This window comes from Streptomyces sp. NRRL B-1347 (assembly GCF_000720325.1).
Taxonomy (GTDB): domain Bacteria; phylum Actinomycetota; class Actinomycetes; order Streptomycetales; family Streptomycetaceae; genus Streptomyces.
Genome location: NZ_JOJM01000051.1, coordinates 1 through 13,300 on the forward strand (window position 1 = coordinate 1; position 13,300 = coordinate 13,300).

General features: G+C 71.8%; 10 protein-coding genes. 5 read left to right on the top strand and 5 right to left on the bottom strand.

From position 1 onward, the window contains the following. On the bottom strand, positions 1-216 hold a 216-nt coding region (locus IG74_RS46425), incomplete at its 3' end, for a hypothetical protein (RefSeq protein ID WP_037826407.1). A gap of 196 nt (positions 217-412) precedes the next feature. On the opposite strand from IG74_RS46425, the gene IG74_RS0132270 reads away from it, so the two are divergent. The 3 genes from IG74_RS0132270 to IG74_RS0132280 all read left to right on the top strand — a co-directional run bounded on the left by IG74_RS0132270 (position 413) and on the right by IG74_RS0132280 (position 4,790). Further along, positions 413-949: a PH domain-containing protein gene (locus IG74_RS0132270; RefSeq protein WP_030684489.1), complete on the top strand. Its 537-nt coding sequence runs from the start codon at positions 413-415 to the stop codon at positions 947-949. Next, positions 946-2,526, top strand: coding sequence for a PH domain-containing protein (locus IG74_RS0132275; RefSeq protein ID WP_051855781.1), 1,581 nt, complete (start codon positions 946-948; stop codon positions 2,524-2,526). The genes IG74_RS0132270 and IG74_RS0132275 overlap by 4 nt, the downstream gene beginning before the upstream one ends. A 68-nt stretch (positions 2,527-2,594) precedes the next feature. Beyond that, positions 2,595-4,790 carry an MMPL family transporter gene (locus IG74_RS0132280; protein WP_234334519.1) on the top strand — a complete coding sequence of 732 codons (2,196 nt, stop codon included), beginning with the start codon at positions 2,595-2,597 and terminating at the stop codon, positions 4,788-4,790. Between the two features lie 88 nt (positions 4,791-4,878). On the opposite strand, the gene IG74_RS0132285 is transcribed toward IG74_RS0132280, so the two are convergent. Both IG74_RS0132285 and IG74_RS0132290 read right to left on the bottom strand, forming a co-directional pair. Then, entirely contained in the window at positions 4,879-5,160 is a 282-nt protein-coding gene (locus tag IG74_RS0132285; RefSeq protein ID WP_030684493.1) for a DUF5988 family protein, read from the bottom strand. 122 nt (positions 5,161-5,282) lie between these two features. After that, positions 5,283-6,029 carry a hypothetical protein gene (locus IG74_RS0132290; RefSeq protein ID WP_030684494.1) on the bottom strand — a complete coding sequence of 249 codons (747 nt, stop codon included), beginning with the start codon at positions 6,027-6,029 and terminating at the stop codon, positions 5,283-5,285. Positions 6,030-6,165: 136 nt separating this feature from the next. On the opposite strand from IG74_RS0132290, the gene IG74_RS0132295 reads away from it, so the two are divergent. Together IG74_RS0132295 and IG74_RS0132300 are read left to right on the top strand one after the other, a co-directional pair. Next, positions 6,166-7,785, top strand: coding sequence for a flavin monoamine oxidase family protein (locus IG74_RS0132295; RefSeq protein ID WP_234334520.1), 1,620 nt, complete (start codon positions 6,166-6,168; stop codon positions 7,783-7,785). 160 nt (positions 7,786-7,945) lie between these two features. Continuing rightward, positions 7,946-8,365, top strand: coding sequence for a cold-shock protein (locus tag IG74_RS0132300; RefSeq protein WP_030684496.1), 420 nt, complete (start codon positions 7,946-7,948; stop codon positions 8,363-8,365). Positions 8,366-8,481: 116 nt separating this feature from the next. Here IG74_RS0132300 and IG74_RS0132305 read toward each other — a convergent pair whose 3' ends face one another. Then, positions 8,482-11,661 carry a M20/M25/M40 family metallo-hydrolase gene (locus tag IG74_RS0132305; protein WP_030684497.1) on the bottom strand — a complete coding sequence of 1,060 codons (3,180 nt, stop codon included), beginning with the start codon at positions 11,659-11,661 and terminating at the stop codon, positions 8,482-8,484. A 223-nt stretch (positions 11,662-11,884) separates the two neighbouring features. Next, entirely contained in the window at positions 11,885-13,285 is a 1,401-nt protein-coding gene (locus IG74_RS0132310) for a helix-turn-helix domain-containing protein (RefSeq protein ID WP_037826409.1), read from the bottom strand. Between the last annotated feature and the right edge of the window lie 15 nt (positions 13,286-13,300).

Consider the following 13,300-nt stretch of genomic DNA (forward strand, 5'->3'; position numbering starts at 1 on the left):
CACACCCAACACCAACAACGGCCACACCCGCCGCACCACCAACACCACCACCACAACCACCTGCAACCCCAACCCCGCCCACGGCCCAAACCGCGGATGATCCTCTCGGGGAAAGCCGCTCCAGAAGGCGACGAAGACGTTGAGTGCGATGAGTGCGGCGACGAGGATGGTGTCCTGAACGGCGCTGCGGCCCAACCATCGAATCGGCCCTATCACGCGGTCACCCTAACGGCGCCCCCGCGCCCCACACGCACATGTGGTCCATAGGACACAGGGGAGCGTACGAAAGTGGGTAGCGCGCCGCCGAAGTTGCAACCTTGGTCGCTTCCACTCCACACGAACCGCTCTGCCTGCTCCACCGCCCCGCTTGTTTGGCTGGTGTCACGAAGCAGGCCGAAGGGGCGGAGGAGCAGTGCCACACGAGACGCGGCAGCCGGTGCCGGCACCGGAGCCGGACCCGCCGCACGCCCCGGCCGGGCCGCGGCCGGGCCGACGCCTGGACCGTCGCGCCGTCTACTGGTGGACGACGCAGAACGTGCTGGTCGTCGCGCCGGTCCTGGCCGCCGTCGCGGCCCTGGCGCTGCTCCCCGACGCGCCGTCGTGGCTGTGGCCCGCCTTCGCGGTCCTGTGCCCCCTCGGCGTCGGCTACGCGCTGCTCACCCCCTGGTACCGCTACCGCGTGCACCGCTGGGAGGCCGGTGACGCCGCGGTGTGCGCCGCGTCGGGCTGGTTCGTCCGGGAGTGGCGCGTCGTGCCGTTCACCCGCATCCAGACCCTGGACACCAAGCGGGGCCCGCTCATGCAGTTGTTCGGCCTGTCCGCGGTGACCGTGACGACCGCCTCCGCCGCGGGCCCGGTCACCATCGCGGGCCTGGACGACACGCTCGCCACCGACATGGTCCGCGACCTCACCGAGCGCGTCCGCGCCCTGCACGAGGACGGCACGTGACGACGGCGACGAAGGGCCCCGACGTGCCGAGCCCGCCCCGCGCCCCCGTGCCCCCCGTGGCCGAGGAGCCCTGGCAGCGGCTGCACCCGCGCATGGTCGTCGTGAGTGTCAGCTGGCTCGCGGGCCCGGCCGCCGCCCTGCTCGGCACCATGTTCCTGGCCCGTGACCTGCTCAACACCCACGGCTGGATCGTGCTCGGCTCCTACATCGTGGTCGCCGCCGTGCAGGCGGGCCACGAGTGGGTCCGCTACCGCACCACCCGCTTCCGGATCACCGACGGCGAGGTCGAGCTCCACTCCGGCCTGCTGTTCCGTACCGACAAGTCGATACCGCGCGACCGCGTCCGCAGCGCCGACCTCACCGCCAACCCCGTGCACCGCCTTTTCGGCCTCGCCGCCGTCAAGGTCGGCACGGGCCAGCACACCGGCAAGAGCGAGGACGACGAGCTGGTCCTCGACGGCATCTCCCGCGCCCAGGCGGTGCAGTTCCGGGCGCTGCTCCTGCACCGCGGCGGCCCGGGCGGCACCGACGCGGCCCCCGCCCTTCCGGTGCCGCTCGCGCGCCTGCGCTGGTCCTGGGCCCGGTACGCGCCGCTGACCGTCACCAGCCTCGCGGGCGTCCTGGCCGTGGTCACCGGCGGCTCCAAGCTCCTGGACACCCTCGGGCTCGACCTCACCGACAGCGGGGTCGCGCGGGACGCCTGGGACCGCCTCGACGCGCTGCCGCTCGCGGTGGCCGTCGCCGTCGTGACGGCCGTGCTCCTCGCCATCGGCGTCGCGGGCTCCCTCGTGACCTTCGCCGAGGCCTGGTACGGGCACCGCATCGAGCGGGAGCCGGAAGGCTCCCTGCACCTCACCCGCGGCCTGCTCACGTCCCGTTCGGTGTCCGTGGCCGAACGGCGCGTCTGCGGCGTCGAGCTCAGCCAGCCGCTGCCGCTGCGCGCGGTCGCGGCCGCCCGGCTCACCCTCCTGGCCACGGGCCTCGGCGGGCCCGCGGGCCGCCTCTCCCACCCGGCGCAGCTGCTGCCGCCCGCGCCCCTGGACTCCGCGCACCGGGTCACGGCCGACGTCCTGAACGAGGTGTCGTCGCCGATCGCGCGAGCGGCGCTGCGCGGTCACCCCCGGCCCGCGCTGCGCCGCCGCCTGGTGCGCGGCTGCCTGCTGGCCCCGGCCGGAGCCGCTGCTCTGGCCGGGGCCGGGACGGCGGCAGGACCGCTGCCCTGGTGGACCGCGGCGGCGGCCGCGCTGCTCACCGCGGCCGCCGGCTACCCGCTGGCGCGGGACGCCTACCGAGGGCTCGGCCACGCGCTCAGCGGCGACTACGTCGTCGTACGGCACGGCACGTTCGTGCGCCGCACGGTGGCGCTGCGGCGCGACCGGATCGTCGGCTTCACCGGCAGACAGTCGTACGCCCAGCGCAGAGCCGGACTCTGCACGCTGACCGCCACGACGGCCGCCGGGAAGGGCGCCGTCCGGATCCGTGACGTGGACGTCGCCGAAGGGCTGCGCTTCGCGGAGGAGGCGCTGCCGGGCCTCGTCGCCCCGTTCTGCGCCCCCGCGCCGTCGCCCGCCGGGTGACACCAGAACCCCCCTGGAAGAGCAGAAGACCAAGTACTCCGGAGCGATTCGGAGTGGAGGAAGGAACCGTGTTCAAAGCCCTAGGACGTTTTGTCGTCGGCCACCGGTGGCTGGTGATCATCACCTGGCTCATCGCCGGGGCGGCCGTGATCGGCTTCGCCCCTTCGCTGACCACCACCACCGACCAAGCAGAGTTCCTTCCCAAGCACTACGAGTCGATCCAGGCCCAGAAGATCCAGGAGAAGGCGTTCCCCAAGGGCTTCAGCCCCTCGGCGATCGTGGTGTTCACGCGCGAGGACGGCAAGGCCCTGAACGCCGCCGACTCCGCGAGGGTCGACAAGGTCGGCAAGGCCCTGAAGGCCAAGAAGTACGAGAAGGTCGAGCAGGTCATCACCGTGCCGCCGTCGCCGCACAAGAAAGTGCAGACGGTGATGGTGTCGATGGCCGACGTGAAGGCGGGCGACAAGGGCCAGCAGCACGCGGTCGAGGACATGCGCGACGACCTGAAGCCGCTGGTCGCCGACTCGGGTCTGAAGGTGGGCGTCACGGGTGACGCGGCCACCCAGCTGGACAACGAGGAGGCCTCCAAGGAAGCCGACTCACTGATCTTCCTGGGCACCATCGGCCTGATCATCGTCCTGATGACGATCATCTTCCGCAGCCCGACGATCACCGTCCTCACCATCGTCGGGATCACGCTGGTCTCGCAGGTCGCCAACGGTCTCATCGCCACCTGCGCCAAGGTGTTCCACCTCAAGGCCGACAGTTCGGTGTCGTCACTGCTGATCGTCGTGCTCTTCGGCGTCGGCACCGACTACATCCTGTTCCTGATGTTCCGTTACCGGGAGCGGCTGCGGCTGGGCGAGGACCCGAAGACCGCCATGGTCTCGGCCGTCGGCCGCGTCGGCGAAGCCATCGCGTCGGCCGCCGGAGCCGTCATCGTCTGCTTCCTCGCGCTGCTGCTCTCCTCGCTCAGCTTCCTCGTCTCGATGGGCCCGGCGCTCGCCATCGCCATCGGCGTGACCCTGATCGCCTGTCTCACGCTGATCCCGGCGATCATCTCCCTCATGGGCACCAAGGTGTTCTGGCCGTCCAAGTCGTGGCAGCGGGAGCCGCGCGCGGCCCGCTTCGGGGCCCTCGGCCGGTCCGTGGCCCGCCGCCCCGGCCGGTTCGTGGTCGGCTCCGGGCTCCTCATGATCGTCCTCGCCCTCGGCGCCCTCGGCTACAAGCCGACGTTCGCCAGCCAGGAGGACGAGAACTCCAAGAAGGAGTCGCAGGTCGCCCTGCACGCCATGAGCCAGGACCTGCCCGCGGGCAGCACCAACCCCAGCACCGTCCTGATGCGCTCCACGAACGGCGAGAAGCTCCAGGAGGCCGACATGAAGGCCTTCGTCGCCGAGCTCAAGCAGGTCAAGGGCGTCGGTGACGCCTCCCGCGCCCAGCTCAGCAAGGACGGCAGGACCGCCGAGTTCAACGCCGTCCTGACGATGGACCCCAACGGCCGCGAGGCCATGGACATCGTGCGCGGCCCGCTGCGCACCACGGCCCACGAGCAGGCCCCGCCGGGCACCGAGACCAAGGTGGGCGGCGTCACCTCGGTGTTCGTCGACATCAACAAGGCCGTCAACCGGGACTTCTCCGTGGTCTTCCCGACGGCGGCCGCGCTCATCATGCTCATCCTCGGCCTGCTGCTGCGCAGCGTCGTCGCACCGATCTATCTGATGGTCTCGGTCGCGCTCGGCTTCGGCGCCACGCTCGGCGCGAGCGTGATCCTCTTCCAGGAGATCGAGGGCCAGTCGGGCCTGACCTTCTTCCTGCCGGTCATCATGTACTTGTTCGTGGTCGCCATCGGCACCGACTACAACATCCTGATGGTCGCCCGGCTGCGGGAAGAGGCGAAGGAAGGCCTCGGCCCGCGGGAGGCCACCGCCAAGAGCATCCAGCACGCGGGCCCGACGGTGGCCGCGGCCGGTGTGATCCTCGCGGGCACGTTCGCCTCGATGCTGCTGGCCAGTGACGTCTCGCTCGCCCAGATCGGGTTCGCCGTCGCCTTCGGCATCATGATCTCGGCCTTCGTGATGGCGATGTTCTTCACGCCCGCCCTCACGGCCCTGTTCGGCCGGGCCGCGTGGTGGCCGCGCCGCATCACGCCTGACGGCCCGGGCCGGGGCGCGTCCCCGTACGGCGACCACCAGCAGCCGGTGCCCGCCCGCAGCGGCTCGCCGTACGCGCAGTACCCGCCCCAGCAGGGCCGACGCGACTGACCGCAAGACGCCCATGGAAATCGCGCCCCACCGCCTCGGCGGTGGGGCGCGATTTCCATGGGGGATTCGAGCCGGACGGACCTCCGGATTACTCGGCTATTTTCGTGCGGCCCACCCAGCGCAGCTTCAGCGGGACGGAATCCCCTTCACTCGTCGGGGACAGCGCCCGGGCCCCGCCCGCGGCGGCCTGAGCGTCGATGAACTCATAGTGCTCATAGCCGTTTCCGTGCCGAATCTTGATCTTCTCCGCGGAGCAGATCACGTCATTCAGCTCGGTGAGGGCGATGGTTCCGGAAAGGGTGCTCGGGCCGCCTTCGAGGTGGACGGAGTTCACAGTGATGGCGGAGATGCTGGGGTCGATTCCTCGCATGGGTCACCTCTCGTCTTGGCACCTCGGACTCCGAGTGATTGTTCTGCGGCCGCACGGCCTTCGGAAAGCCCTCCGGCACCCCTCAATGACCCCTATGGGCCTGAGCGTCCGGGCTCAGGTGTTCACGATCGCACAGGGGCGGGGACCGGATCCGGGTGCCGCCGCCCGTTCAGCTCCGGCCGCGGCGGCTGCTCCTCGTCGTCGTCCGGGGCGGCCGCGAGCGCGCTGAACTTCTCGCCGAGGGGCTGGATGACGTTCTTCTCGACCTCGTAGTACGTGGTGAGCGCCGACAGCGGCACCCGCCGCAGGTGCCAGCGGCCCGTGAGGTTGCAGCCGACCTCGGGGTGGGGCGTGAAGTGGCCGGTCAGCCAGCCCTGATGCTCGCCGTCGAGGGTGTGCTCGAGGCGGAAGTAGTTGAACAGGCTCTGCGCCGTGGTGCGGACCGTCTCGTGTGGGTCCTGCGGCCTGGGGTCCGCCACGCCGAACCAGCACTCGGGCTCCCCGGCGTCCTTGACGTAGGCGTCGTTGAAGCCGAGCCACGGCCAGACGAAGGCGATGTGGCGCGCGTGCGCGGTGCTCACGTCGTCGGCGCGCCCGCCGTCCGCGATCCGGTCGGCGTCGATGTAGAAGCGCCCGAGCCAGCTGGGCAGCCACAGGTAGTACGGATAGGAGCTGTCGTCGGAGAGCAGATAGCTGTTGGCGTTCGAGAACAGCTCGTTCCCGGCTATGGGCCGCAGCCGCACACCGTACTCGGGCAGGCTGAAACGCACGCTGAGGACTTCGAAGAACGACCGTACGTCCTGGAAGTAGGCGGCCAACGTGCCGTAGGCGTGCGCGGTTTCGGCGGCGATTTCTTTACGGAAGATCATGGGTATCTCTCCAACGCGCTGAGGCGGTGCTTTCGGGTCCGCGAGTCAGCGGGAAACCCGAATGTGCTAAGACGTCTGCGTGAGCGCGACTGTAGATCACCAGCAGAGTGCGGTAAACCATGCAAGGGCAAACACGGTGACGCACACTCAAGAGCCGTCATCCGCCCCCTCATTACTCGACACCGCGATAGTCGGAGCCGGAATCGGCGGCTGTTTCCTGGCCGAACAGCTCGCCTGCGGGGAGGAATCGGCCGGAAAACCCCCGGGCGGTCGCGTGGCGCTCTTCGAGCGTACGCACCGCGTGGGCGGCCGGCTGTGGACGGTGCGCATGGGGGAGGGGCCGGCGGCCCCGGTCGCCGACCTCGGCGCGATGCGGCTGCACCGCGGGCTGCGGCGGGTCCTCGACGTCGTGGCCCGCGCCGGGCTCACCGGCGACCTCGTGCCCTTCGACTTCGGACGCCCCGAGAACCTCGTCCACGTCCGCGGGGTGACCCTGCGCCAGCACCAGCTGACCGACCCCGCGAGGATCCCGTACGACCTGGAGGAGCGGGAGCGCGGCCTGACGCCCAGAGACCTCGTGCTGCGCGCGGCCGACGCCCTCGTGCCCGGCTTCACCGAACTGCGCAGGGCCCACCACACGGCCCGCGAACAAGGCGACGCGCACCGGGCCGCGCGCATGGCCGCCGTGTTCCGCGCGCACCGGGACCGGGCGGCCGTCGGAGGGCTCCCGCTGGGGCGGACGGCCTACGCCGACGCCCTGCGGGCGGTCCTCGGCGCGCAGGCCGTGGCCTTCCTGCACGACACCGGCGGCTACGACGTGGGCACCAGCGGCGAGAACGCCGCCGAACAGCTCGGCCTGCTGTTCCGCACCCCGCCCGACGCCGAGTACGTGACGCTGCGGCACGGCATGCAGCGCCTGCCCCTCGCCCTGTGCGACCGCTTCACGGCGGCGGGCGGCAGCCTGCGCCTCGGCCACCGGCTCCTGCGGATCGACCGCGCGGAGCCGGGCGCGGCCCGAGCGGCGGCGGGCCGCGGCGAGCCCCCGCCCCGCTACCTGCTGACCTTCGCCCTCGAGGACCCGCGGGGCCGCGCCACCGGAGAGCACCTGCGCGTGCACGCGCGCACGGTTCTGCTGGCCCTGCCGCCGGGGCCGCTGCTCCGGCTCGCCCAGGACGGGCTGCCCTTCACCCCCCGGCTCCGCGCGGACCTCGCGGCGGTCGAGGCCGTGCCCGCGCACAAGCTCTTCCTGCTGTACGAGACCGCGTGGTGGCGGGGCCTGGGGATGACGCGCGGCCGCGCCACGACGGACCTGCCGCTGCGGCAGCTCTGGTACGGCGGCACGTGCCCGCCGCCCACCCCCACCCTCACCTCCACTCCCACCCGCTCCTGCTCCCGCGGCGAAGGCCCGGCGCTGCTCCTCGCCGCGTACCCGAGCGGACCCGCCACCGAGGCACGGATCACCGCCGAGCGGGCCCACCGTCTCCTCGCGCGCATGCACGGCCTGCCCGGCCTCGCGGCCCCGCTGCTCGCCCGCCGCCAGGACTGGAGCCGGCCACCGCACGACGGGGCCTGGCACGTGTGGCGGCCGGGACACGACCCCGACGCGGTGGCGCCCCGCGTGCGCCGCCCCCTGCCCGGCGAGGCGGTGCACCTCGTCAGCGACTGCTGGACGCCCGACCCCGGCTCGATCGAAGGGGTCATCTCCTGCGCGGACGCGGTGCTGAGCGCGCTGGCGGAGGAAGGCGACCACCGGTGACCGGAACGGGACCGCCGGTGAGCGGCGCCCGGCGGCACAGGGCGCCCTGGGCGCCGCACACCGGGCACGGTAGGTTCGTTCGTAAAGAATCGGTCATCGGTGGGGCCCGCACAGGGCGGCGCCTCCCCGTGCGGTGGTGGCGAGGTGTGGTGGCATGGGTGTGCTGACGGTGGGGAAGGTCCTGCGGTTCGACGAGGTCCGCGGATACGGATTCATCGCTCCGGATACGGGCGACGAGGACGTGTTCATGCACGCGAACGACCTCGTGGGCGAGAAGTACCTCTATCAAGAGGGCAGCACGGTCGAGTTCTTCATGGAGATGGGGGACAAGGGACCCAAGGCGTCGAACATCCGCCTGGTCCACCAGTCCACCTCCCACCAGCTGCCGCGCGGCGGCCTCGCGGCCCGGTCCGACGCCACCGCGCCCGGTGACGGGGAGGTCTCCCCGGCCGACGAGTTCGCCCAGGAGCTCACGGAGGCCCTGCTCGACTCCGTCGGCTCGCTGACCGGCGACCAGATCAAGCGCGTGCGGGCCTGTGTGCTCGAACTGGCCCGGGAGCACGGCTGGGTCGCCTCCTAGCACCTGCCCGACGGCGGCGAAGGGCGGTGGGGTGCGCGCACCCCACCGCCCCGTTACGTCACCGGCAGTCCCCTGCCGGGACTACCGGTCACCGCTGGCGTTCGGACCGCTGGGCCTCAGATGGCCTGCCACAGGGCGGGAACGTTCGGCGGTTCCCAGCCCGGGTAGGCGGTGTGGCCCTGGACGCAGCGGTAGCGGACGCCGTCGTACGTCACGACGTCACCGGCCGCGTAGGTGGCGCCCAGCTGCCAGGTGGTCTCGCCGCCGCCCGGCACGGTGAGGGTGTAGGTGGTGGTGTGGGTGACCTGCCCCGCACCCGTGAGGGTCAGCGTGTACGTACCGCCGGCCGTGCCCGCCGCGACCTCGACGGTGGCGGTGGAGGACTCACCCGAGGTGACCGATTCCGGGCTGAAGGAGACGCTCACCCCTGCCGGGGCCCCGGCGGCGGAGAGCCGTACCTGCTGGGCGTTTCCGCTGGTCGTGGCCGTGGCGACGGTGACCTTCGCGGAGGACCCCGGCTCGATGGTGCCCGCGGCCGGGTCGGCCGAGATCGAGAAGTCGTCGGTGGGGGCGGGATCGTCGCCCACGGAGGTCTTCCAGATGGTGTAGGCGACCCCGTCCGCGCTGCGGTTCAGCGCGGTGGCGCTGATGTTGGCGCTGGTGTCACAGCCGGAGTGGTAGCAGGGGTCGTAGGCGCGGCCCGCGGTGCCGCCCCACTTCGCGGCCTCGGCCGCGGACTTGGTGGCCGACGCGCCGGTGGCGTAGCCGGAGGTGGCGATGCCGACCTGCTGGAAGGACGCGTCGTCCGACCGGCCCCGCCCCTCGACGTTCTCCTGCGGCGCGAGGTTGAGGGACGTCCAGTACTCCTTCATCGGGGCCGAGGCCGCCGAGTTCAGGTTGTTGATGAAGTAGCCGCCGTTGACCGAGCCGACCATGTCGAAGTTGTAGTACGCCTTGATCTTGGCGCGCTCGGTGCCGTTGAGGGTCCTCGCGTAGTAGTCGGAGCCGTTCAGGCCCTGCTCCTCGTCGGTCCACCAGGCGAAGCGGACGCGGTTCTTCATGGCGGGGTCGTTCTGCGCCAGGGCGAGCGCCGCCTCCAGGATCGCGGCCGAGCCGGAGCCGTTGTCGTTGATGCCGGGCCCCGCGGCCACGCCGTCGAGGTGCGCGCCGAACATGTAGACGTTGTCCGCGTTGCCCTTGGGCCACTCGGCGATCAGGTTGTTGCCCGCGCCCGCGGAGCAGCCGGAGGCGCAGGTCTGCTCGGTGACCGTGTATCCGGCGGCCTCTAGCTTGCCCTTGACGTAGGCGAGCGACGCGCGGTAACCGGCCCCGGTGGCGCGGCGGTTGCCGCCGTTCTGCGAGGCGATGGTGTTGAGCTGCGTCAGGTGCGCCTGCACCTTGGCCACGTCGATGTCCGGCGGCGGTGTCGGGTTGCCGCCGCCACCGACCGTCAGCGTGTACTGGGCGGTGTGCGTCTTGGTGCCCGCGGTGCCCGTGACGGTGATCGGGTAGGTGCCGGCCGTGGTGGACGCCGAGGTGCTGACCTTCAGGGTGGAGTTGGCGCCGGAGGTGACGGTCGCCGGGTCGAACGAGACGCTGACTCCGGTCGGGGCGCCGGTGGCGGTCAGCGAGATCTGCTGGGCGCTGCCGGTGACGGTCGAGGTGTTGACCGTGGCCGTGGCCGAGGCGCCGGGCTCGACCTTCCCGGAGGCCGGGGTGAGGCCGAGGGAGAAGTCGTTCTGCTGGCCCTCGCAGGTCGGGTCACCGGTCTGCGTCGGGATGCTGATGGCGTCCCAGGCGGCCTTGGTGGCGTTGAACAGGTCGCAGCTCGCGTCCAGGTTCTTCGCCGAGGTCAGGGTGGCGGTGCGGTAGCGCTTGTACGTCATGCCGCTGGTCTTGAGCAGCATGGCGCCGTAGAAGATCTTGCCGGCGTTCTTGGCGCCCACGCCGGTCACCGGCTTGTTGTTGCAGGTGGGGCTGGTGGGCTTGCCACCGCCGGGGTTGGAGCCCTCGGCGAGGAGGTAGAACCAGTGGTTCATCGGCCCGGCCGCCTTGTGCTCCTCGGTGCCGGGGATCGACGCGGAGTAGCAGTTGGGGTCGTTGTTGACCCGGCTCGGGTCGTACATGTTCCGGATCGGGCCGCGGCCCTGGAGGTTGACCATCTCCCCGACGGTGTAGTCGGGCGTGTCGTAGGGGGCGGGCTGGTTGATGTACTCCTCGGTCAGGGCGCCCATGATGTCGCCGGTGGCCTCGCCGAGGCCGCTCTCGTTGTTCGCCCCGCCGGGGGTGTTGGAGTCCAGGCCGTGGCCGAACTCGTGGGCGACGACGTCGACCCCGGCGATCCACTCGTTGGCGCTGTTGTGGCCGATGGTGACGGAGGAGCCGTCCCAGTAGGCGTTGAGCTGGTTGAGGCCCACGCGCACCGGCCAGCTGCGGCCGTTGCCGTCGTGACCGTTGCGGCCGAACCACTCCTTGAACATGTTCCACTGCTTCTGCGCGGCGAACATCACGTCCACGCACCCGGTCTCGCGGCTCTTGGGGTCGCCGGTGCCCCAGTCGTCCGTGGCCTTGGTGAAGAGGCCGCCGCTGTAGTCCGAGCACTGCAGTCCGGGCCGTGTGGTGTCGCGCAGGACGTAGTTGGTGCCCGACCGGGAGGTGTCGATGGTCAGCGGGCTGGGGCCGTTCCACTTGCTGCGGCCGCTGCCCGCGCGCACGTCGTCGTAGGTGTCGACGACCTTGCCGGTGAGCGCGTTGACGAAGACGTGCAGCCTGCTGGGGTCGCCCGCCTTGGTCCTGCCGGTCAGCACGGTCTCCCAGGCGAGCGCGGGCGCGTCCTTCTTGACCCGGACCACCAGGCGCTTGGAGGCGACCTTCTTCACCGACGCCAGCTTCGTGCGGCTGGTCCTGACCGCCTGCGCGGCCTTCACCCTGGCCTTGGTGGTGACCGAGATCGTCGCGTCCGTCGCGGAGTGGACGGAGCGGACCTTGCCCTTGCCGTCGGCGAGGACCACCGCGTCACCGCCCACCACCGGCAGACCGCGGTAGGTGCGCTCGTACGCGACCGAGTAGAGGCCCTTGCCCCAGGGGATGACCTGGTGCCGGTCGTACTGCTCCTCAGGGCCCTTGGCGAGCGAGTCGAGGCCGCTGCGCGCCGCCTTGTCGGCGGCGGCGACGGCCTTCGCGCGGGGGTCCGGCTTGGCCGCGGGGGGTGCGGCCGAGGCGAAGGACGCCGGAACCACCACCCCTCCGAGTGCCATGGCCAGGGTTATCCCGGCCGCTGCGGATCTTCTGAGCATCACGGCTCCTTGTGAGAGGTGTGGGGGCTCCGCTGAGCCAGGGGGGAAGCACGTGTGCGTCAGTTCTCGCGGTCGCGCCCGCCGATCCGCTACGACACTGACGGTGACATGTCACTCCCATGGCTGGCGGAACCCTCACACCGGCCCGGGCCGCGGTCAATGGATTTCGGGCCTCCGGTACGTCCTGTCAAGAACTGGCAAGCGCGCGGGGGCGGCCCCGGCGTCACTCCGACATCTCCCGCAGGCGCTCGCGGTACTCCCGGACTTCGGGCAGGTCACCCCAGCGCCCGGTGAGCCGGCCGTGCAGTCCGCGCAACTCGGCGGTGATCATCAACTCGCGTGCGCGCACGGCCTCTTTCAGGACAGGCCGCGCGAGCGCGACCGCCGCGAGGGGGTCACCGGCACACGCCCAGCTGTCCGCGAGGCGCAGCGTGAGCAGCAGGCGCGTGGTGTGCATCACGGGCGGAAGCAGCGCGTACGACCGGGCGGTGGCCTCGATCGCGCGCCGGGCCGCCGCGCGGTCGTCCGTCATCACCGCGAGGTCGCGCAGCGCCCCGCCGATCGCCGACTCCAGACGCAGCACGCCCTCGGCCCCCGAAAGCCAGGGCGCCTCCAGGCGGTCCCGGTCGTCCAGGCGGGCGAACCTGCGCCGGGCCATGGAGACGTGCCTCCGGCACGCGGCGGCGTCGTGGCTGAGCGCGTAGGCGCGCGCCTGGTACAGGTCGGCCAGGGTCGTCATCCAGCGCCGCTTGGCGTCCACCGCGCCGATGGCCTCCGCGTACACGAGCATCGACGCGGCGTCCCCGTCGAGCCGGACGAGGGTGCACATGTCGCTGAGGAGCGTCGCCCGGGCCTCGGCGTCCTGGGCGGCGTCCGCCCAGCGCAGGCCGTGCCCGAACCAGGCCATGGCGACGCCGCTCTGCCCCCGCTCCATCCGCAGGCGCCCGGCGACCTGGGCGTACTGGGCGGCGAGCCGCAACTGGCCGTACGGCAGGCGGCCGGTGGCGTTGACCGCTTCGGCCCAGCGGGCCACACCGCGCAGGAGCCGTTCCACGGTGGTCATGCACGCGTCGGTGACCTGGGCGAACGCCTCGCGGATCAGACAGGCGAGGACGGCGGTGAGGCCGTGCAGCAGCTCCACGTCGGCGCCGACCACCTCGCCGGCGCGGTCGTACGGTTTGGCCAGCCCGTTCAGCAGGTCCGTGACCGAACTCCGGTCGGGCGTCGCGCAGCCCACCGCGCCGTGCAGCGGGCAGGCCAGACCCTCGTCGGGCAGCCGCGCGGGCCAGGTCTCGGTGGTCAGGGGCACCTCATTGCCCGGGGCGTCCGCTCCGGGGATCGGGGAGAACAGGGTGGGTGCCGTCAGGAAGCGCCCCGGTGCGCACAGCGACTGCCGCGGCGTGGCGATGACCGCGGCGAGCTGGCCACCGGTGCCGAGGACGGCGTCAAGGCGGTTCACCAGGTCGAACGGCGGCTCCCGCAGCCCGCTCTCCAGCCTGCTGATGAAGCTGTGGTGATAGCCCACCCGCCGGCCGAGCTGCAGCTGGGTGAGTCCGGCCCGCCGCCGGTGGAGGCGCAACTGCCGCCCGAACTCCGCCCACCCCGGCTCAACCGCCTGTGACATGCCGACGGACATGGC

Bases quoted from the DNA above. Each gene is read 5' to 3' on its own strand.
- IG74_RS0132310 (WP_037826409.1), bottom strand. From the start codon at position 13,285: ATGTCACAGGCGGTTGAGCCGGGGTGGGCGGAGTTCGGGCGGCAGTTG.
- IG74_RS0132305 (WP_030684497.1), bottom strand. From the start codon at position 11,661: ATGCTCAGAAGATCCGCAGCGGCCGGGATAACCCTGGCCATGGCACTC.
- IG74_RS0132290 (WP_030684494.1), bottom strand. From the start codon at position 6,029: ATGATCTTCCGTAAAGAAATCGCCGCCGAAACCGCGCACGCCTACGGC.
- IG74_RS0132285 (WP_030684493.1), bottom strand. From the start codon at position 5,160: ATGCGAGGAATCGACCCCAGCATCTCCGCCATCACTGTGAACTCCGTC.